We start from the raw sequence: 22755 nt of genomic DNA on the forward strand, positions 1-22755 counted from the left end.
GGCAATAGCATGCAAGAATTAATAACAGTTGAAGATGTTACCAAAAAATATGGTAATAAAACAGCATTAGGTAATGCAAATCTAAAAATTGAACAAGGTGAATTTGTTGCTTTAGTTGGAATGAGTGGCAGTGGTAAGACAACCCTGTTACGCATGATAGCTGGGCTAGAACAGCCAACAAGTGGACAAATCAGACAAGCAGGTCAAGTTGTGGATAGTATTAATACTAATGCACGTGTCATGTTTCAAGATGATCGTCTGTTACCATGGCTGTCAGTGCGTGAAAATTTAACATTTGGAGAACATTCAAAAAAAGACATTACTGAAGCAGACAGTTTATTGAATCTAGTAGGACTAGATGAGTATGCGGATGTATATCCAGAAAAGCTTTCTGGTGGTCAAAAGCAACGTGTGGCTTTAGCGCGAGCATTAATGTCTCATCCAAAGCTTTTATTGCTAGATGAGCCTTTAGGAGCGCTTGATGCTTTAACACGATTGAATATGCAAGATTTGATTTTACAAATATGTCGGAAACGTAATTTTACCACGCTACTAGTAACCCATGACATTAATGAAGCGGTTAGAATGGCTAATCGAATTATTGTTGTTAAAAATTCGATGATTGTGCGTCAAGTAGAAAATCCATATCAAGGACAAGATTCAGTTGATGCTGAAGCTAAGCAAACTGGGATAGTCAATGACATACTGCATACAATTTATGAAAAAGATTAATCTTTAATATCAACAAAACAACCAAAAGACCCTATCTATATATAGACAGGGTCTTTTGGTTGTTTTGTTTGGAGTTTCCTGGAGGAAGTTATGTCCTGTCCTCCAAGAACTAAATAGATAAATTAAGGCTTACTATTTTATGCTTCGATAGCTTTAACGATCCAACCTTCTGGTGCTTCACGATCGCCAAATTGGATGCCAGTTAATTCATCATACAATTTTTTAGTTACAGGGCCAACTTCTGTTGTGCTGTAGAAGACATGGAAGTCATCACCAACTTGGAAACCACCAATAGGTGAGATAACAGCAGCTGTTCCACAGGCACCTGCTTCTGCAAAGTGATCTAATTCATCAACATAAACATCACCTTGGACAGTTTCCATTCCAAAACGTTCTTTAGCTAAATAAAGCAAAGAGAATTTAGTAACGGAAGGTAAGATAGATGGTGATTTAGGTGTAACAAATTTACCATCTTTTGTGATTCCAAAGAAGTTAGCTGAACCAACTTCTTCAATCTTTTTGTGGTTAACCGGATCAAGATAGATGGCATCTGAATAACCAGCCTTATGTGCTTCTTCACCAGGATAAAGACTTGCAGCATAGTTACCACCAACTTTGCTAGCGCCGGTACCTTTATGGGCAGCACGATCATAGTTTGAAGCAACAAAGTTTGTTGGCACCATACCACCTTTGAAGTAAGAACCAACAGGCATTGCAAAAACGGAGAATATGTATTGATCTGCAGGGTGAACGCCAATGTTTTCACCGACACCGATGATGTATGGACGAAGATATAAGGTTGCATCGGTACCATATGGTGGAACATAACCTTCATTTGCTTTAACAACTTGTTTTAATGCATCGATAAACATATCGGTTGGTACTTCAGGCATCAACAAGCGTTGACAACTTTTTTGCATTCGTGCAGCATTTTGATCAGGTCTAAAAAGATTAACACTACCATCCTTACAACGATAAGCTTTTAAGCCTTCAAAAGCAGCTTGTCCGTAATGTAAAACGGGTGATCCTTCATTGATGGTAACGTTAGAATCTTCTGTTAAACCAGCTTTGTGCCATTGACCATCCTTCCAAACGGCGCGATATCGATATGGTAAATCCATATATTCGAAACCTAAGTTTGCCCAATCTAAATCTACTGTTTTATGTTCTGTCATAATTTAGTTCCTCCTTGATGTTCGTATAATTAAGGATAAGTTTAATAAACTTACACATAAAGTTGAATTGATTTCATTATAGCAACCAAAATGAAAAAATCAATAGTTTATCTAATAATTTTGTAACTATTTTTAATGTTTTTGATGTTAGAATATCTCCCATTGATTAGACTGGTATGCTTAATTAATCAATATTCACAGCCTAAAAAAGGGTTGAATTGATAATACTAAGATCAAAGTGCATTAGAAATTAAAATAGCGATAAGTAATAAAATGATTATTTCTTTAACTTGTTCTTTATCTTCTTATAAAGATAGATTCCTACTATTGTAATGGTAGTAAATATTCCAGTAAACGCGATAAAATCAAGAAATAGTAATATAAAGAAGAAAGCTGTGTTAGCAAGAACATGAATGGCATAGAATGTCAACACTAAAAAAAGCAGACCGCAAAACCAGGAAATGCAACCTAGAATAAGAAGATATTTTTTAACTTTTTGCAAAATGTATACCTCGAAGTTCAATTAAATAAAATTAAAATCATGTCCTAATTATACAGGGGATATCGAATAGTTTCTATAACATAAATGTTAAAATAATGTAATTACAAAGACAAGTGATAAAAATCACATTATAGGTGATTTATCTTTGAAACATTGTGCAAAACATATAGTACAACTAACTTTAGCAAGATGTAGCAATAGTGCATAAAGCAACAATGTTTACAACAATATTTAAGCAAGGTATTATTTAAGATGTAAGCGGTATATTAATGGGTAGAAAGGCTATTTTTATACACAGCAACATTTATAAAATGTATTAATTAAAGGTATTGGATTGAGGAGGAATTAATAATGGCTAAGGGTATTGATTTGAAAAAATATCTAGGAACTCCTAGAACCAAAACGGTCAGTGTTTTAGACAGTAATGGTAAAATTATAGATGAAGGGTTATTCCCAGAGATAAGCGATAAAGAACTTGTTGAATTATTTAAACAGATGGTTTGGTCACGAGTATTAAATGAACGTTCCACCAAGCTTAATCGGCAAGGAAGATTGGGCTTTTTTGCACCAACTGCAGGTGAAGAAGCCAGTCAAATTGGCTCAAATTTTGCTATGGAGAAAGAAGATTTCTTATTGCCAGCATACCGCGATGTTCCGCAATTAGTTCAACATGGCTTACCATTGTATAAAGCATTTTTGTGGTCACGTGGACATGTCGAAGGAAATGAATATCCAGAAGACTTACATGCATTACCACCACAGATTATTATTGGAGCTCAATATGTTGAAGCTGCTGGTGTTGCTTTAGGGTTACAAAAGAAAGGTGCTAAAAATGTCGCCTATACGTATACTGGTGATGGTGGCACTTCACAAGGCGACTTTTATGAAGGAATAAATTTCGCGGGAGCATTTGGTTCACCGGCAGTCTTTATTGTGCAAAATAATGGCTATGCAATTTCGGTTCCGCGTGCAGTTCAGACTAATGCAAAAACGTTGGCGCAAAAAGCAGTTGCAGCTGGAATTCCAGGAGTTCAAGTTGATGGAATGGATGCTTTAGCGGTTTATGCGGTAACTAAAGCAGCACGTGATTGGGCAGTTGCAGGAAATGGACCAGTATTAATTGAAACATTAACTTACCGTTTTGGCCCACATACTTTATCAGGTGATGATCCTAAGCGTTATCGAACAGCTGAAGAAGAAACAGAATGGAAAGAAAAAGATCCATTAATTAGAATGCGCACATACCTAGATAATAAGAATCTATGGTCAGAAGAACAAGAAAATGATTGGATAGCTGAAGTAAATACACAAATTGATCAGGCAATGGAACAAACAGAAAAAGTACCTGTACAAAAAGTTAGCGAGTTTTTACAAAATACGTTTATAAATACGCCTAAATCAATTCAAGAACAAATTGATGTGTATACAGCTAAGGAGGGTAAGTAAGATGGCTAAGACAACAATGATAAAAGCTATCACGCAAGCTTTGGATCAAGAAATTAAGCGCGATGAAAAAGTCCTAGTTTTTGGTGAAGATGTAGGTCGTAATGGCGGTGTTTTCCGTGCAACTGATGGTTTGCAAGATGAAAATGGTAAAGAGCGTGTTTTTGATACACCTTTAGCTGAGTCTGGAATCGGTGGTTTAGCGGCTGGATTAGCATTACAAGGATTTCGGCCAGTTCCAGAAATCCAATTTTTCGGTTTTGTGTTTGAAACAATGGATCAAATAGCAGGACAGATTTCACGGATTCATTATCGTTTAGGTGGCACACGTAAAATGCCAGTTACTTTTCGTGCGCCATTTGGTGGTGGCGTGCATACACCAGAATTACACTCTGATAGTCTAGAAGGTTTAATTGCGCAAACACCTGGTTTAAGGGTAGTTGTACCTAGTGGGCCATATGATGCAAAAGGGTTATTAGCATCAGCAATTCGTAGTGATGATCCAGTTTTCTTCTTAGAACATATGAAACTATATCGTTCACTAAAAGAAGAAGTACCAGACGAAGAGTATCTTATTCCACTAGATAAAGCTGAAGTAAAAAAAGAAGGAAAAGATGTTTCCATTATTTCATATGGTTATATGGTTCAAGAAAGTCTAAAAGCAGCTCAGGAGTTAGCTAAAGACGGTATTGAAGCAGAAGTTTTAGATTTGAGAACAATCTCTCCTTTGGATGAAGAAGCTATTTTAGCAACGGTGAAAAAGACAGGTAAGGTTGTTATTGTTCAAGAGGCACAACGACAAGCAGGTGTGGCTGGGCAAGTTGCCTCTGTGATTGCAGAAAAAGGCATTTTAAGTTTGGATGCACCTATTGGCCGGGTTAGTGCTCCTGATACACCATATCCTTTTGGTGAAGCAGAAAGTGCATGGCTGCCAAATAAGACGGATATTATTGCTAAAGTTAAAGAAATAGTCAACTTTTAAGTGAGGAGTGCATAGTTAATGAGCAAGTATCAATTTAAACTACCAGATATAGGTGAAGGTATTGTTGAAGGAACTATTGGAGAATGGCATGTCAAAGTAGGCGATGAAATCCAAAAAGACGGTGATTTGGTTCAGATAGAAAATGATAAATCAGTAGAAGAGTTACCATCACCAGTTGCTGGCAAGGTTACTAAAATATTAGTTTCAGAAGGGCAAACGGCTGAAGTTGGTGATTCTTTGATTGAACTAGAAGTTGCTGCAGGTCAAGGTAACGTTGCAGATGAACCTGTAAGTGAACCTAAACAGCAAAGCAAAGCACCAACAACAACGGAAACGACAAGTGAAAGTTCAATTTATCAATTTAAGTTGCCAGATATAGGTGAAGGTATCGCAGAAGGAACAGTTGGAGAATGGCACGTCAAAGTAGGCGATGAGATTCAAAAAGACGGTGATTTAGTTCAAATAGAAAATGATAAGTCAGTAGAAGAATTACCATCACCAGTCGCTGGGAAAATTACTAAGATTGTTGTAGCTGAAGGTGAAAGTGCTGAAGTAGGCGATCCGTTAGTTGAATTAGAAGTTGCTGCCGGTCAGGGAAATGTGAGCGCAACAGTAGCAACGCCTACAGTTGACAAAACGCAAACAAGCACACCTACTGTTAGTGCAACAAGCCAACCGCAAGATCACAGTTTACCTGTTTTAGCAATGCCGTCAGTTCGTGCTTATGCACGTGAACAGAATGTTAATTTGGCAGATGTTAATGGAACGGGAAACCATCATCAAATTCTGCGAACAGATATTGATGCATTTGTAGCTGGCGGTAATGCAGCACCTGCTACAAAAGTTGTTCCAACAGAAGATTTACGTGAAGGAACAACAACTAAAGAGAATAAAACCGTGGCAGCTAAAGCAGCGCTTTTAGATGAACAATGGCCTGAAACACGAGAAAAGATGGATCAAATTCGTAAAGCAACTGCGAAGTCAGTTACACGTTCTGTGGCTGAGATTCCGCATGTCCATATTTTTGATGAAGTCGTAGTTGACAAGCTATGGGCACATCGAAAGAAATATAAGGAAGCTGCAGCCAATCGGGGAGTTAAGTTAACGTTCCTTGCATATGTAGTTAAAGCATTAGCTGTGGTGATGAAAGAATATCCGGTCTTCAATTCATCTGTTGATATGGCTAATAATGAAATTGTGTATAAGAATTATGTCAATGTCGGTATTGCAACCGATACACCACGTGGATTATTTATGCCTAATGTGAAAAATGCAGATCGACTAAGCTTATTTAATATTGCTCGTGCAATTAGTGACAATACAACTAAAGCAAAAGATGGGAAATTAACAGTTGCTGATATGCGTAATGGCGGTATGTCAATAACGAATATTGGTTCTGTTGGTGGTGGCTATTTCACACCAGTAATTAATTGGCCAGAGGTAGCTATTTTAGGAATTGGTCGGATTAGCCAAGAACCTGTTGTATTAGATGAAAAAGTTCAGGTTGCTCGTGTTATGAAATTAACATTGGCCTTTGATCATCGGGTAATTGATGGTGCTACAGGCCAAAGTGCGATGAATCGTTTGAAAGAATTATTAGGCGACCCAGAAATATTATTGATGGAAGGATGATCAAATAATGGTAGTTGGAGATTTTGCAATTGATCTAGATACAGTTGTTATTGGAGCGGGACCTGGTGGATATGTTGCTGCTATTCATGCAGCAGAACTGGGACAAAAGGTAACGGTTATTGAACGCGAGTTTATTGGGGGCGTTTGTTTAAATGTAGGTTGTATTCCATCTAAAGCACTTATTGAGGCAGCACACCGTTATCAACATGCAATGGATTCACAAGATATGGGATTACGTGTAACTGCTGCTAAACTTGATTTTAGTAAAACACAAGAATGGAAACAAAATGTTGTTAGTCGTTTAACTGGTGGCGTGGCTAGTCTTTTCAAAAAGCACCAAATTGACGTTATTTGGGGGAATGCTTATCTTAAAGACGCCCATAGTTTGCGGGTGATAGGTGAAGATAAAGCACAAACTTATACGTTTAATAATCTAATTATTGCAGCTGGCAGTCATCCTATTGAAATTCCAAACTTTAAATTTGAAGGTCGTGTAATTGATTCTACAGGAGCTTTAAGCTTGACAGAAGTACCAAAGGAATTAGTTGTTGTTGGTGGTGGTTATATAGGTTCAGAGTTGGCTTCAGCATATGCTAACCTAGGAGCGCATGTAACCATTTTAGAGGGTTCTAACAGTATCTTAGCTAATTATGAAAAAGATTTGGTTAAAGTAGTTGAACATCATTTCAGTAAGCAAGGAGTAGATATTTATACTGAAGCGATGGCTAAGAGGACAGAACAAACTGCAGATAAGGTTGAAGTTACATTTGAAGTTAAGGGCGAAGAAAAAACGATAACAGCAGATTATTGTATTGTTTCAGTTGGTCGTCGCCCAAATACGCAAGATATGGGGCTTGAACAAGCAGGTATAAAAAAAGATAAACGTGGCTTGATTGAGGTTGATAATCAAAGTCGGACCAGTATAGCTAATATTTATGCTATTGGCGATGTTGTGGCTGGATTTGCACTAGCACACAAAGCTTCATATGAAGGTAAAGTAGCAGCAGAAGCAATTTCGGGTAAAAAAACAACTGTCGATTATCATGCAATGCCAGCTGTTTGCTATACAGATACTTCAATTGCAACGACGGGCTTAACGTTTGCTGCTGCTAAAGAGCAAGGCTTGGATGTTAAAAAGGCACAGTTCCCATTTGCAGCTAATGGTCGTGCAATTTCAATGAACGAGACAAATGGATTTGTGCGCTTGGTTTTCTTAAAGGACAGTAAAACACTAGTTGGGGCACAAATTGTTGGAGTACATGCTAGCGATTTAATAAGTGAGTTAACATTAGCGATTGAATCTGGAAATACAGTAGATGATGTAGCATTAACAATTCATCCACACCCATCTGTAAGTGAGGCAGTAATGGATGCAGCTGATGTAGCACTTGGTTTTCCAACAAACATTTAATTTAGTACAGAACTGGAAGTGTAATTATTATGCAAAAAATGCGATATATTGTGATGAAAACCGATGATATTCGAACTAATTTAGCCACTGAGCAGTATTTAATGAATAGTGGAAAATTACAACCACCTTTTATGCTGTTTTATATTGAAAAACCATGCATTATTGTAGGTCGTAATCAAAATACACTTGAAGAAATTAATCAAAAATATTGTGATGAAAAAGGAATAACCATTACACGTCGGCTTTCTGGTGGTGGTGCGATGTATCAGGATTTAGGAAATTTATGCTTTAGTTTTGTGGTTGAAGCGGACAAGCAAAAGTTTGGTGATTTCAAGGCGTTAGTTCAACCGGTTGTGAGTGCCTTGCATGCGATGGGTGTAACAGGTGCTGAGGTTACAGGACGCAATGATATTGTGATTGACGGTAAGAAATTTTCAGGAAATGCGATGTATTCACGGAATGGAAAAACATTTAGCCATGGGACTTTAATGTTTGATGTTAATACAGATAGTGTCGCTAATGCTTTACACGTTGCAAAAGATAAGATTGAGTCTAAAGGTATTAAGTCTGTGAGAAGTCGGGTTACGAATGTAAAACCATATGTAGATAAACAATATCAAAAGATGGATACCTATCAATTTAGAGATGAATTGATTAAGAAAATTTGGCATGTAGCTGATATTAAAGATGCACAACAATATGCATATGAGCTAACTAAAGAAGATCAATTAGGGATTCAAGCAATTGAACAACGCTTATATAAAAATTGGGATTGGGTTTATGGTAAGTCGCCTGAATTTACAATTAAAAAGCGAAAACATTTTGCTGGCGGTACTATTGATGCTCGTTTCTTAATAGAAAAGGGAAAAATCAAAGATCTTAAAATATATGGTGATTTCTTTGGTCCAAGTGATGTAGCTGAAGTTCAAACGGCATTAATCGGAATAGAATATGCGCCAGAACAGATAGTGCAAGCTTTGGATAAACTTGATTTAAGTAAGTATTTTGTTGGCATTTCGGCAGATGATGTAAAAGAGCTTTTAGCATACCAACATTAAAAAAAGAGGAGTCTGGGATAAAAGTCCTAGGCTCTGTTTGTCTTCAAATGTTTAGTACTAAGATGTGTACCAAAAGTCAGTTAGTTATGTAATCAAAGTAGGCAAAACACCAGGGGCTCTGCTGATGATGTAAATATTTTCTAACTAACCGTTGTTTGTCCCACTTTGACATATTTTAGTAATGAGAGAAGGTGATTCAAAATGGACAGTTGGCAAGAAAGTTGGGTTCAAAGCTGTGATGATTTTACAGCTATGCCATTTCATATGCAAGAACTCTCGCAAGTAGTTAAGTTAACGTCGTGCTTAAGTGGGACTAAACTAAGTTTTATTTTAAGCAATCTGTATGGAAAAACAGATTTGTTATTTGACGAAATTTGGATTAGTCGTAGTCCCTCGTTTCATGTGAAACATAGAGTAACGTATTTCGGCAAGTCAGCGATTACGGTTGGTAAAGGATCAAAAATACAAGTAGATGCTATCGAGATGCCAATCAAGTGTAAAGAAACAATTTATGTTTATCTACGTGCAAAGACAGCTCAAGTATATGCAGATTTTTGTTGCACTTATGCGACTAAGTTGGTTAATGCAAGTATAAGTCGGAAAGCTGAATACATACCGCGATTAACGGAGAATAATGAACACCGCAAAGGCTGGTTTTGTCTAGAACAGCTTTTAGTGTGGTCACAAGCTCAACCACTAAAAGTACAAATAGGTGGCGACTCATTAGCAGAAATGGGATTGATAACACAACATATAAGTCAGTGGTTACTCAATAATTATCCTGAGAAAGTGACGTGTGCAAACACGGGGGTCTCGGGTAGTCGTTTATTGCATGATGCTCCTAACGATAAGCCAATATTACAAACGTATGGAAAAAGTTTAGTTAAGAGAATGCAAGAAACGCAGTATCAAACAGATATCAGTATTATTTTTTGCGGTGGAAATGATTTGATACTACCATTTTATAGTACTGCTGCAGCAAAACAGGCAGTAACTGTAGCACAACTTATAGCAGGATTCAAAAAAATACAACAGCAATACTCGGGACACTTATTATTAGGGACTATTTTACCAACTAGTAAAATAGACCAAAAAACAGAAGAAATAAGGCTGCAGGTTAATAATGAATTATTGGGTTGGACGAATGTTTTTGATGCGGCAGGAGTTGTTCAAGGGGCTAAGTCAGAGATTGCAGCTGAATTTGATTTTGGAGATCAGTTGCATGTAAATGCTGCAGGTGCAAAGAAGATAGTTCAAAGGATCATACCATTGTTACAACAGTATCTAATAAAATAAAACAGTTCCTTTAGTTGATGGATAATGTATACATCAACAATAGGAACTGTTTTTTAATTTGCCTTAATAAGTTTTTCAACTTGTGTGGAGATATTTAGCCATGTCGAAGCTGGATTTTGGATAAAATCTTCACTAAAGGTGTTAAAAGTGGTGCGTGGAGAAATAGCACCTAAGTTTTCACCTAAAGCACCGCGAACAAGTAAGGTTTTATTTTCTTCTTGCCATAAAACAGTCCAGTACGGACCTTCTAAAGCATCTTCAAACATTAAGTCTGTACCAGCAAGAATGCCATCTGTAATAACACTTTCTTGGGTTGCTGAATAACCATTTGCAAGAAGCCAGGAAAGTTTTGTTTGAACTTCTTGTAGTGTATCTGGAATCATATTGTACATTTTTAGTCACCCTTATTAATTATTTACAAAATCTAAATATCGATAAATCGAAGTTAATTGGTTAATAATTCTTCAATTTAAGGATTATGGATATTGAGTTTATAGGCTTAAATTCTATTTTAAGTATAGCATATCTTAGGTAAACCAAGTTCTTTAAAAGCTAAAAGACGAACAAAAACCGATTAAAATGAAAATTAATTTGTGGTTTACAAAAGAATATATTATACTTTTAGTAAATTATCAATGAATATTAAAAATGAGGTGTAATTAATGAAGGCTATTTTGACAACGGTCGGACAAGATAAAGTAGGAATTATTGCAGGGGTTAGCCAATTCTTATCAAAAAGGGAAATAAATATTTTAGATGTATCACAGACTATCATGGATGGATATTTTACCATGATGATGATGGTAGAGGTTCCTGAACCAGAAGTTGATTTTGCACAGACAGCAACTGAATTGGAACAACTAGGTGAACAATTAGGTGTTGAAATCAAAATCAGAAATGAAGAGCTTTATAAGGCTATGCACCAATTATAAGGAGGAGTCCAACGGAATGGAAACAGCAAAAATTCTTGAAACAATCCACATGATTTCGGATGAAAATCTGGATATTCGAACAATAACGATGGGGATCTCACTTCTTGATTGTATTGATAGTGATTCAACTAAAGCATGTGAAAAAATTTATACAAAAATAACAACTAAAGCAAAAAATTTAGTTAAAGTTGGCGAACAAATTGAAGCCGAATATGGTATTCCTATAATCAATAAACGCATTTCAGTTACACCTATCTCACTAATAGCAGCGGCTTCGCGCGATAAAGATTACCTAAAATATGGTCAAGCTTTGGATAAAGCGGCCAAAACAGTTGGCGTCAATTTTATTGGTGGCTTCTCAGCCTTAGTTCAAAAAGGCTATCAAACAGGTGATGAAACATTAATAAATTCATTGCCACAAGTTTTAGCTGAAACAGATCTAGTGTGTGCATCTGTTAATGTTGGTTCAACAAGAAGCGGGATTAACATGGATGCTGTAAAACAAATGGGTAAAGTGGTTAAAGCAGCTGCAAAAAAAGATGTGATGACTAATGCCAAAATGGTTATTTTTTGTAATGCGGTAGAAGATAATCCATTTATGGCCGGGGCATTTCATGGTGTAGGCGAAAGAGATGTTGTTATTAACGTTGGTGTTTCAGGACCTGGTGTAGTGAAAAAAGCGTTGGAAAAAGTAAAGGGTCAACCAATGGATGTTGTAGCTAATACTATAAAAGAAACGGCATTTAAAGTGACTCGGATGGGTCAACTAGTGGGAACCGTCGCTTCAAAACGATTAGGCGTTCCTTTTGGTATTGTAGATTTATCTTTAGCACCAACACCGGCAGTAGGTGATTCTGTGGCACAAGTCTTAGAAGAAATAGGGATTGAGCAGGTTGGAACACATGGAACGACGGCGGCCTTAGCTATGTTAAATGATGCTGTTAAAAAAGGTGGCATTATGGCTTGTAGTCAAGTTGGTGGTTTGTCGGGTGCTTTCATTCCGGTTTCAGAAGATGCGGGGATGATTGATGCAGTTAACGCAGGAACACTCAATATTGAGAAATTAGAGGCCATGACAGCTGTTTGCTCGGTGGGATTGGATATGATTGCAGTTCCAGGTGACATTCCCGCAGAAACGATCAGTGCGATGATTGCTGATGAAGCTGCAATCGGGATGATTAATAATAAAACGACAGCGGTCAGAGTTATTCCTGTGCCAGGGGCTAAGGTAGGAGATACTGTTGAATTTGGTGGTTTGCTAGGACATGCGCCAGTGATGAAGGTAAATGAAGCTAGTTCAGTAGCGATGATTGAACGTGGTGGTTTAATACCAGCACCAATTCATAGTTTTAAGAACTAAAGAAAGTTTTATAGAAAGAACAGAAGCTAACTTCCACATGAGATGTAGAAAATGACAAATTTGCTATATCTGCTAGGGAAAGTTAGCTTTTGTGTTGTTTTTTTATTGGTTGCGTTAAAAAAGGTTTCATGTTACGTTTGAATATAAGTAGTTTTGACTGAAAAGACGAATAACAATAAATAAAATTTAGCGAAACAATGCTTTAATTTAAGAAATTATAAGTTTTATTGGAAGCTTTCTGACATTTTTTAGCCTATAGATGACTGATTTTGAAAGAAACTAGTAATGCTTTATTAAAATAAGCGTGTCACCTTGATAGTGACTTGATATTCCTTTTGTATAGCCTTTTTAAAGCGAAAAAAATAAGGCTTATCCTAAAATAAAGCACGTTTTTATAATATGCATTGCTAAAATAATAATAAAAAAATGGATGTTAATTAAAATATTATGCTTGAAAATGAAGTTTTTTGGTAATTTATGATTGATTTTTATTTAAACGAGTGATATTATATTTTTTGGGGGTAATGAAAGTGCTTGCAGAAGAACGTCATCAAATTATTTTACAGATGCTCAAATCAAATAATGTTGTTAAGTTACAAGATATCTGTGGACAGACACATTGTTCCGAATCATCGGCACGTCGTGATTTACAACTTCTTGAAGAAGCTGGATTACTAGCCCGTGTTCATGGAGGAGCTAAAATCAAGTATTCATTGCAACGTGAACTTGATATGACTGGTAAGGCAACGCGAAATACGCAGGAAAAAGCAGCAATTGCAGCTATGGCGGGTGAACATATTCAAGCAGAGGACGTCATCTACTTGGATGCGGGAACTTCAACTTTAGCTTTGATTTCTTCATTTACTCCGGATTTAAAACTGACTGTTGTAACAAATGGGGTAATGCATGCGTCATTGTTAGCAGATCAAAATATTCGCACTATACTAGTCGGTGGAGAATTAAAGAACACAACTAAAGCAATTGTAGGGGTCGAGGCTGTTGAAACTTTAAAAAGATTTCGGTTTAACAAAGCATTTCTTGGAATTAATGGAATTCATCCCAAATTTGGTTTTACTACACCGGATCCAGATGAAGCGGCGGTCAAGAAAATTGCAATTGCTCAAAGTGAGCAGGTTTATGTATTAGCTGATCCAACGAAATTTGATGCAGTTTCTTTTGTAAAAGTTGCTGAAATTGGTGATGCAACAGTTATAACAAGTAAATTACCACAAGGTGTTGCTGGTCAGTACAGCAATCAAACAACCATTCAGGAGGTTTTAACATGATTTATACGGTAACAGTCAATCCTTCGATTGATTATATCGTGCAATTAAAGGAACTTACATTAGGAGAAGTCAACCGCATGGACTATGATAATAAATTGCCCGGCGGTAAGGGAATCAACGTTTCTAGGATTTTAAAAGAATTAGATCAAGATAACGTTGCTCTTGGATTTCTAGGTGGATTTACTGGAAACTTTGTAAAAGAAGCGATTGAACGAGTAGGTTTAAAAACACATTTTACACACATTTCAGATGACACACGAATTAACGTTAAAATTAAAGCTCAAGATGAAACGGAAATTAATGGTCGTGGGCCTAAGATTTCAAAAGAAGAATTGGCAGACTTTACAGCCCAATTCGATAAGTTAACAGTAAATGATATTGTAATCTTTGCTGGTAGTTTAGTTCCAAGCTTGGATGATAATTTTTACTTTGATTTAATTAAAATTATTCGTTCTAAAGGTGCCCAATTTGTCATTGATACAACTGGTGAAAGTTTATTAAAAACATTATCAGAAAAGCCATTATTAGTTAAACCAAACAACCATGAATTAGCGGATTTGTTTGGTGTTAAGTTCACAGGTATTGATGATATTGTAAAATACGGTCGTAAGTTACTAGATTTAGGTGCCCAAAATGTTTTAATCTCTATGGCTGGCGATGGCGGTTTGATGATAACAAAAGATAAGGTTTATCGTTCATATGCACCTAAAGGAACAGTTATCAATTCAGTTGGTGCAGGTGATTCTATGATTGGCGGTTTTGTTGGAACTTTAGCGCGGACAAAAGATGCTTTAGAAGCATTTCGTTATGGACTAGCTTGTGGTTCTGCAACAGCCTTTTCTGAGGATTTAGCAGATCGAGTAAAAATTAACGAAATTTTGCCTAAGATAAAAATAGAAGAATACTAGAAAATAGAATTAAAGGGAGTGTTATAATGGATATTCGTGAATTATTGATGAAAGACATCATGATCATGGATTTGAAAGCTTCAACAAAAGCTGAAGCTATTGATGAGATGGTACATCAGTATTACGTTAAGGGAATTATTGATGACGAAGAAGTTTATAAAAAAGATATTTTAGCACGTGAAGCAGAATCTACAACAGGGATGGGCGATGGCATTGCAATCCCACATGCACATGATAAGGCAGTTAAAAAACCAGCTGTTTTATTTGCTAGAAGCCAAAAAGGTATCGATTATGATGCAATGGACGGTCAACCATCACATTTATTCTTCATGATTGCTGCTCCAGAAGGTGGAGATAATACACACTTACAAGCTTTAGCAGCTTTGTCACAAGTTTTGATGAATCCTGATGTTGTTAAAGATTTAAAAGCTGCAACAACACCAGATCGAGTACAAGATATTTTTGCGAAGGCAGTAGCAGAAAAAGAAGCTCAAAATAAAGCAGAAGAGGAAAAAGAAGCTCAAGCAGCGACAAATAGTGATCGCCCATATATTGTTGCAGTTACGGCATGTCCTAACGGTATTGCTCACACATACATGGCTGAAGAAGCTTTAAAGAAACAAGCTGCAGCTATGGGTGTAGATATTAAAGTTGAAACAAACGGTTCTGAAGGAATCAAGCATCGTTTAACAGTTGACGAAATTAGTCGTGCTGTAGGTGTTGTTGTTGCAGCTGATAAGAAAGTAGAAATGGCACGTTTTAATGGTAAACCATTAGTTAATAAAGCAGTTTCTGCCGCAATTAAAAATCCTGAAAGCTTATTAAGTTCTGTTTTAGATGGTAACGCTGCAACATTCCACGCAGCAGAAGATGATTCAAGTTCTTCATCTGCATCAGATGGTTCAATTGGTGGTAATATCTACAAACAATTAATGAATGGTATTTCCCATATGTTACCATTCGTTATTGGTGGTGGTATTTTAATGGCTATTTCCTTCTTGGTTGAACAATACCTTGGTGGAGATAAGTCAGCAGCCTTTATTTTCTTAAATAATACTGGTAGTATGGCTTTCGCATTTATGGTTCCTGTTTTAGCAGCTTATATTGCTGAAGCTATCGCTGATACACCAGCATTAATGCCTGGGTTTGTCGGTGGTTTTATGGCAACTGTTTACACTGGTTCATACGGTGGAGCATATATTGCTAATGTAATGTCAAATGCTAAATCAGCAGCTGGTTTCTTAGGTGGTATTGCAGCTGGTTTCATTGCCGGTTACATCATGCTTGGTTTGAAGAAATTAGCAGCTGGTTTACCTAAATCAGTTGAAGGTATGAAACCAATGCTGATTTATCCAATTTTAGGGTTATTATTTATTGCCCTTATTATGTATTATATTATTAACCCAATCTTCTCGACATTGAATGTTTGGATTACAAGCTTCTTAAATAACATGGGTACTGGTAATACAGTTCTTTTAAGTTTGATTTTAGCTGGTATGATGTCAATTGATATGGGTGGTCCTTTCAACAAAGCCGCTTATGTATTTGCTTCTGGCGCATTTGCTAATGATCCTAAATCAACCGCTGCAGCTGGTTTGATGGCAGCCGTTATGGTTGGTGGTATGGTGCCTCCATTTGCTACAGCTATTGGAACAGTATTCTTCAAAAATAAATTTACTGAAGATGAACGTCGTGCTGGTATTTCAAACTGGATCTTAGGTTTCTCATTTATCACTGAAGGTGCAATTCCATTTGCTACAGCTGATCCAGGTCGTGTTATTCCTTCATGTATTGTTGGTTCCGCTGTTGGTGGTGCATTGGTTGGATTATGGCATGTTGGAGTTCCTGCTCCTCATGGTGGTTTCTGGGTTGCAGCTCTTGCAACAAATATCTGGGGCTATATTGGTGCCGTTGTAATTGGTTCAATCGTTGCAGCTGTTATCTTGGGCTTCTGGAAGAAACCAGTTAAAGAATAAGACTAGATTAAAAGTTGGAGTGCTTCATAATTGTTAGACAAAGAATCTAATGATTATGAGGCGCTTTTTTTGGCAAGAATTCTAAGTGAAGAGAGTGTTGTTATACTTGAAAAATTTGGTGTCGGTTATTTTTGGAGACAAATAAAATTACATGGGTGTCAGTTTTGTCTAGTATTATTTCAATATTATTAGCTAACAAAAATTTTAAAGATTGTTTAAGTGAATTTCAACGGTATATTTTATGTCAGAAAATATTAAAAAAAAAAGTTAGATATTTTTTTTAAATTATACCGGCTTTTGATAATGGTATAGCTCTATGTTATCATGAAATATAATTATACAGTAAGATAAAGGAATAGTATTTATGACAAAAAAACATATTAGAAAATGGAGTATGATGTATATCATACTTTTATTTATAATTATAGCTATTATTACGACAATACCTGCTTTTTTAGGAGGCTATTTTAAGGTTACTTATGATGGAGGTGTTCATTTAACTAGATGGGAAGCAGTATATCAAGCGTTGAAACATGGTAAGTTGCCGTCAATGGTTAACTTTATTGGTTTTCAAGGAATATCTAGCGCCTATACAGGTTTGTATCCTTGGATTACAAGTTTAATTTTTATTTTACCTCGGTTTATTTTTAGTGCTGATCCAGTAATAGCATTATTTTGTGGCTTTATAATATTAAACGTATTAACACAAGCTTCGGCCTATATCTTGATGCGAGAATTTACAGCTAATAAATTGGTTAATTTAGTCGGTGTAATGTTTTATCAGTTTAGCGCCTATCATATGGGAGTGATGTTTGCTCGAAATGCAATGGGTGAGTCGATAGCTTATGCTATTTTACCAATGATATTAACCGGTGTTATTAGAATTTGGCGATATGAAAAATGGAGTTGGCTTATCTTAGGATTAGCTATGGGTGCGCTAATAAATACGCATATATTGTCTGTTTTAATAGTCTGTACATTAATATTTATAGTTGAGATTATACGGATTGTTGCAAGAAAATTTAAATGGTATGAATTGCAAAGTTTTGGTTTAGCAGGGATAACAGCTGTACTAACGAGTTTGTATACTATTACTAATATCCTAACATTATATTTAAGCAATAAAGATTTAAATACTCCAGGACATGGATTAGTTGCTGTAGATGGATGGCAAGTGTTACAAGCTCTATTCAACAATAGTATTGAAGATAAACCGGCTATTTTTAATATAGGTTTAATTGAAACGGGAATGCTACTATTTTTAGTAGTTATGATGTTAGTTAGAAAAAGTGGAAACTGGCGATATTGGACAGCTACATCTTTTGGAATATTTTTTTGTACATTGAATTGGTTACCACTTCAAAAGAGTTTATTTATTAATTCTTTTTTTGGTAATATACAATTTTTAGGAAGAATGTTAGCTTTTGTATCACTTTTTTTGGCAGTAAGTGTAACATTGTTTTTAGAAGAAAATAATGTTTTAATTAACAACAAAATAGTAGTACCTGTACTGTTTGTTCCGCTAATATTGATGAATATTTCAGCAACATATAATTACCATATAACTAAAAATGATGATCCTACACGTTATTATATTAGCACTGAAAGACAATATAATAAGCTTGTAAATAAGCAAGCAACAGGAGGGGATTACGTAGTAAATTATTCGCAAATTAAAGGCAGTATTTATAAGTTGACAAATGTAAAAAAGATATCTAATTATGATAGCCTAAGTTTTAATTTTAAAAACACGAGCAAAACTAATAGAAAACATAATTTTTTGTTAATTGTTTATAAAGGCCTAAACTATCAAGTTAATGTAAATGATAAAAAAGCTAAGGTAACTGCACCACTTTTGAAAGTTGCTTTAAAATCAGGAATGAATCATATTAAAATTAGTTTAAGTGCTAGTTTGAGAGAATATATAACATTTGGTGTGATGATCTTAAGTAATATAGCTGCTTTATGGATTTTAATCTTTAAAAAAAGGAGTAATAAATTATGCAACAAAAAAGAATTTTTCAAAAAGCAGCATTAGTTTTGTTTTTTGCAGTATTATCCATGATATATGTTGTGTTAGCTTGGCATACAAAGACAATTTTAGTAGGTGATGATAGAATATTTCATATTGAAAGATTGGAAGAAGCATACCAGGATATAAATAATGGACACTTTATTTCCATGATTTCGACATATAGTTTTGGAAAAGTAGGACAAGCAATTAATACTTATTATCCTTGGGGAAATTTATTATTTTATGTGCCAATTAGGATGCTTTTGAGAAATCCAATAACAGCGTATTATAGTTATTTGGTATTAGAACAATTCTTAGGGTTAATATTAGCATATATCTTTGGTCATAGATTAATGAAAAGGAAAGATGCCGCAATTGTTTTTGCAATTTTACTTCGCTTTTCTGTGTATATAATGTTTAATGATTTTGGAAGAGCTGATATAGGGGAATCGTGGGCATTTGTTTTTGTGCCACTAGTTTTCTTAGGGATGTACTATATTTTAAAAGAAGTATATGTTAAGGGCGCAATATGTCTTGTACTAGGTTTAACTGCTGAAATGTATTGTCATTTGTTGACTACGGTATTTACTATAGGGTTGTTACTAGTTGTATACTTATTAACATTTATTTATCAACAAGAGAAGAAAAAGATTTTAGTAACTATAATAAGTAGTAGTGGTATGTTTTTGTTAGCCACTTTAGCAATAACTGTACCAATCATACGACAATTAGGTGTTCGAACAGTTATACCAAACACACAATTTTTCACTGAAAAAGAAATTAGTTTTAATACTCTTGTTTCACTTTCTTTTAGTAATACATTAGGCCAAGGATTACCTAATGTAGGATTAGCAATTTTATTAATTGCTTTGGTAGGTTTTATCGGTTTAAAGAATAGTAATTTTTGGGAAACGTACGCATACATTTTAGGTGTAGTGTTGTTATTATGTAGTACTTTATTATTTCCGTGGTATTTATTTAAAAATACACCAGTTGCACATATTCAATTTATGTGGCGCTTATTACCATTTGCAACATTTTTTTTGTCACTATATGGAGCATCTAAAATATGTACAGTTTATACTTGGGGAAAAGATTCATTTAAATTAATTATTTTAAATCTAGTTCTAGTTATATTAGCATTGGGATCGATTGAAAGTTTTATAACTACAGAAACACAAAATAATTCCATAGCAACAACAACTGACTATACAACACCATACGCACATAGATTAAATTCAACTGGATATATGCAATCCTTATCATTGAATCAGATTAAAGCAGAATCGGCCCAATATGAAGATTATGTACCTTTTGCGGCAAATAAAGTTAAAACTAATGTTTTTAATCATCAGATTAGTATTAATGGTCATAAAAGTTATTTGAAGAGTAAAGAATTATCTCCGGGATATCAACAAGAGACATATTATTTAAAAAACCTAAAAAATAAACAATCTAGAATAGTGTTGCCATTTTTTATTTATAATCATAAGGACTATACAGCTTATGTCAATGGTAAGAAAACAAAACTTTATGTAACTAAAAAATCTTTAGCACAAATCTATGTAAGAGATACGAAGAATGCAACTATAACGATTAGATATACAACTCCTTTAATATACATTATGGCTAGAATTGTTTCTCTACTAATAGTTATTATATTAATAGGTATGTTGGTTATTTTATTAAAGAGGGAAAATAAGGATGATTAAATTAAATAAATTATCAAATAAGCAAAAACATATATTAGCGATAATAGTTTGTTTAATAGCTAGTATATTGGTCATGGTACCATATTTTTGTTCTAATTCTTTACACGCTGGTGTGGACATGTCATTTCATCTTAATAGAATATATGATTTAGCACAAAATATTAAGGATGGAAAGCTATTTTCGTACATTGAAACATATGCGATGAATCAAGTTGGAACTCCAATTAATATGGTTTACGGAGCTTTACCAATTTATCCGTTTGCTGTCGCATTAATACTAATTAGTAACCCCGTTCAAGCCATTTATGCAGGATGGTGGTTTATTGTTCTTGTCTCCATGCTTATTTCATACTGGTGTGGCCTTAAATATTGGCAAGGAAATAAAAAGAAAGCTTTATTATTTTCGTTTATGTATGTTTTGTCAGCATATAATTTTAGTTGGATGTTTTTGACATTTGATGTTGGTCAAACAGCGGGATATGTATTTTTACCATTAATTATTTATGGAACATACAGCATCTTTTTTAGAGAAAAAAAAGGGTGGATATTACTGTCATTTGGTATGACTGGTGTAGTTTATTCGCATGTACTAAGTTTTTTGATGTATGTGGTAGTAGTAATGATGCTGATTGTAATTGCTTTTTTTACATCCCAAAATTTTTGGAGAAAAACAAAATATATTATCTATGCAGGGATAACTACTTTATTAATGACTTCATTTTATTGGAGTACTTTATTTACAGTATATAGTAGTAACAAGCTGTTTATTACTAAATCAGGGACACTTACAACAGCAAGTGTAGGTTTGGGTGATTCCATAATAAGTTCTTTAAATAATAATGAATCAATTGGGGCATTAATAACTATATTGGTATTTATGGGTTTATTTTTGTGGAAGAAGCAAAATATGGTAACAAAGTTTTCGGGAATTATTGGAATTGTTTTTTTTGTTGCAACAACTAATATTTTTGAGTCAATTTGGAATTTTATTAATAAGACACCAATTATTGTTCTTCAATGGACAGGAAGAATATTATGTATTTCAAACTTCTTTCTGGCAATTTTTGCTGTTGAAACGATTTGGATAATTATATCATCCAATACAAAATATATGCGTCATAGTTTTATAGTTGTATTGGGTATAACTGTTTTTGCATTATTAAGTAATTCATATAGTTTTTTAAACTCACGTACAAGTCAAACGGTAATTAACTTTAAACCTAGTAATTCAAAGACATTACCTTTTTCAGATTATCAAATAACATCTAAAATTGGGTTTAATTATATGGTTAAAAACTTCAATGAAGGAGTAGGATCAATTGATTATTGGCCACTTGTAAGTATGAAGAATTATACAGTTGATATTAAAAATCATATAGCACTTATAGATGGAAAACGAACGAAGATTAAACCATATAGTATACCAAATGGAATTAGTTATAGAATATATTCTGCTAAAGATAGAACAACAGTAGATTTACCTTTTTTGAACTATAATTCATATACAGTCACAATTAATGGAAAGAAAGTAGGCTATACTAAAACAAAGCGAAGTACTATAGGTGTTACTTTAAATAAGGGACATAATAATATTAAAATAGTATATAAGGTATCGTTTGTTATTAAAGTAGCAGAATTTGTTTCTTGGATTACTTTAGCAGTGATAGTTATAGCTAGTACTATCAAAAAAATTAAGTTCTTAAAGAAACTAAGAGAATAGCTATAGCAGATATTGAATAAACGAGAAAGACTATTAATAGCTCTTTTAATGTTATAGTCAAAAGATTTTGTTTTTTAAATGTTATTATAATTCCAAATGGAAGAGTTTGAGACAAAAGTAATAGACTCTTCCTACAACTAGACAAGGATTTTTTTGAGTTCAACTGTTATTTCACTGTTAAGAAACTAATGTTGCAATATCCACAAATAGTTCAAAAAATTGAGTACACAAATTCATCTGCAATACTATCTTTTAAAAACAATGAAGAAGGAATTATTATTGGGACTTCGGGCCCGTATATGTATAGGTGTACTCAGTGCTCGCCATCATTAAGGCATAGAGACATTTCTATGTCCTCTTCATGCAGGCAACTGAAACGACCTTATCCCCTTTGGGGGATAGGTCTTTTTTTATTTTTTGTCTTTAGACCTAGTTGAGCTCGCTTGCGTGCGAAACAAAAAACCACCTGCTTTGCGGGTGGAAAAGCAAACGGTTAAACCAAAACGCCCCCATAAGATTTAAAATGTAGGTGTCAAAGCCAAACATTTAAAAATCGAAAGGGGACGCTGAAAATTGGCGAACAGGTTAAATAGTCTTGCACATACAAAATGGTTAT

17 protein-coding genes are annotated in these 22755 nt (G+C 34.7%); 15 read left to right on the forward strand and 2 right to left on the reverse strand.

Annotated features, from left to right (window positions below; all coding sequences use genetic code 11):
• Window positions 1-9 precede the first annotated feature (9 nt).
• On the forward strand, window positions 10-732 hold the full coding sequence (locus LB941_RS07520) for an ABC transporter ATP-binding protein (protein WP_253360826.1): 723 nt from the start codon (window positions 10-12) through the stop codon (window positions 730-732).
• A 137-nt stretch (window positions 733-869) separates the two neighbouring features.
• On the opposite strand, the gene LB941_RS07525 is transcribed toward LB941_RS07520, so the two are convergent.
• Window positions 870-1907 carry a branched-chain amino acid aminotransferase gene (locus LB941_RS07525; RefSeq protein WP_253360828.1) on the reverse strand — a complete coding sequence of 346 codons (1038 nt, stop codon included), beginning with the start codon at window positions 1905-1907 and terminating at the stop codon, window positions 870-872.
• A gap of 853 nt (window positions 1908-2760) precedes the next feature.
• Here LB941_RS07525 and pdhA point away from each other — a divergent pair.
• The 6 genes from pdhA (at window position 2761) to LB941_RS07555 (ending at window position 10231) form a co-directional block, all read left to right on the forward strand.
• Window positions 2761-3855, forward strand: coding sequence for a pyruvate dehydrogenase (acetyl-transferring) E1 component subunit alpha (pdhA, locus tag LB941_RS07530; protein ID WP_253360831.1), 1095 nt, complete (start codon window positions 2761-2763; stop codon window positions 3853-3855).
• A gap of 1 nt (window position 3856) precedes the next feature.
• Entirely contained in the window at window positions 3857-4834 is a 978-nt protein-coding gene (locus LB941_RS07535; RefSeq protein ID WP_253360833.1) for an alpha-ketoacid dehydrogenase subunit beta, read from the forward strand.
• An 18-nt stretch (window positions 4835-4852) separates the two neighbouring features.
• Window positions 4853-6466 carry a 2-oxo acid dehydrogenase subunit E2 gene (locus LB941_RS07540; RefSeq protein WP_253360835.1) on the forward strand — a complete coding sequence of 538 codons (1614 nt, stop codon included), beginning with the start codon at window positions 4853-4855 and terminating at the stop codon, window positions 6464-6466.
• 7 nt (window positions 6467-6473) lie between these two features.
• A complete protein-coding gene (lpdA, locus tag LB941_RS07545; RefSeq protein ID WP_253360837.1) occupies window positions 6474-7877 on the forward strand; it encodes a dihydrolipoyl dehydrogenase in 1404 nt (467 codons plus the stop codon).
• Between the two features lie 38 nt (window positions 7878-7915).
• Window positions 7916-8935 carry a lipoate--protein ligase gene (gene lplA, locus LB941_RS07550; RefSeq protein WP_253360860.1) on the forward strand — a complete coding sequence of 340 codons (1020 nt, stop codon included), beginning with the start codon at window positions 7916-7918 and terminating at the stop codon, window positions 8933-8935.
• Between the two features lie 201 nt (window positions 8936-9136).
• On the forward strand, window positions 9137-10231 hold the full coding sequence (locus LB941_RS07555; protein ID WP_253360839.1) for an SGNH/GDSL hydrolase family protein: 1095 nt from the start codon (window positions 9137-9139) through the stop codon (window positions 10229-10231).
• Between the two features lie 53 nt (window positions 10232-10284).
• Here the strand turns inward: LB941_RS07555 and LB941_RS07560 are convergent, their stop codons facing one another.
• Window positions 10285-10623 carry a hypothetical protein gene (locus LB941_RS07560; RefSeq protein WP_253360841.1) on the reverse strand — a complete coding sequence of 113 codons (339 nt, stop codon included), beginning with the start codon at window positions 10621-10623 and terminating at the stop codon, window positions 10285-10287.
• Between the two features lie 270 nt (window positions 10624-10893).
• Here LB941_RS07560 and LB941_RS07565 point away from each other — a divergent pair, with 270 nt between their 5' ends.
• The 8 genes from LB941_RS07565 (at window position 10894) to LB941_RS07600 (ending at window position 22139) form a co-directional block, all read left to right on the forward strand.
• Window positions 10894-11163 carry an ACT domain-containing protein gene (locus LB941_RS07565; protein ID WP_253360843.1) on the forward strand — a complete coding sequence of 90 codons (270 nt, stop codon included), beginning with the start codon at window positions 10894-10896 and terminating at the stop codon, window positions 11161-11163.
• Between the two features lie 16 nt (window positions 11164-11179).
• Window positions 11180-12523, forward strand: coding sequence for a PFL family protein (locus LB941_RS07570; RefSeq protein WP_253360846.1), 1344 nt, complete (start codon window positions 11180-11182; stop codon window positions 12521-12523).
• Window positions 12524-13053: 530 nt separating this feature from the next.
• Entirely contained in the window at window positions 13054-13809 is a 756-nt protein-coding gene (locus LB941_RS07575; protein ID WP_279647374.1) for a DeoR/GlpR family DNA-binding transcription regulator, read from the forward strand.
• On the forward strand, window positions 13806-14717 hold the full coding sequence (gene pfkB / locus LB941_RS07580) for a 1-phosphofructokinase (protein WP_253360850.1): 912 nt from the start codon (window positions 13806-13808) through the stop codon (window positions 14715-14717). Before LB941_RS07575 ends, pfkB begins: the two co-directional genes overlap by 4 nt.
• 26 nt (window positions 14718-14743) lie before the next feature.
• On the forward strand, window positions 14744-16693 hold the full coding sequence (locus LB941_RS07585; RefSeq protein WP_253360852.1) for a PTS fructose transporter subunit IIABC: 1950 nt from the start codon (window positions 14744-14746) through the stop codon (window positions 16691-16693).
• Between the two features lie 364 nt (window positions 16694-17057).
• The gene (locus LB941_RS07590) at window positions 17058-18731 is read left to right on the forward strand and encodes a putative glycosyltransferase family protein (RefSeq protein WP_253360854.1); all 1674 of its coding nucleotides are present in this window, start codon (window positions 17058-17060) and stop codon (window positions 18729-18731) included.
• Window positions 18695-20419: a 6-pyruvoyl-tetrahydropterin synthase-related protein gene (locus LB941_RS07595; protein WP_253360856.1), complete on the forward strand. Its 1725-nt coding sequence runs from the start codon at window positions 18695-18697 to the stop codon at window positions 20417-20419. The genes LB941_RS07590 and LB941_RS07595 overlap by 37 nt, the downstream gene beginning before the upstream one ends.
• Window positions 20412-22139 (forward strand): putative glycosyltransferase family protein, encoded by a 1728-nt coding sequence (locus LB941_RS07600; RefSeq protein WP_253360858.1) that lies wholly within the window; start codon window positions 20412-20414, stop codon window positions 22137-22139. Before LB941_RS07595 ends, LB941_RS07600 begins: the two co-directional genes overlap by 8 nt.
• The last annotated feature ends 616 nt before the right edge of the window (window positions 22140-22755 follow it).

This window comes from Ligilactobacillus ubinensis (assembly GCF_024160875.1).
Classification (GTDB): domain Bacteria; phylum Bacillota; class Bacilli; order Lactobacillales; family Lactobacillaceae; genus Ligilactobacillus; species Ligilactobacillus ubinensis.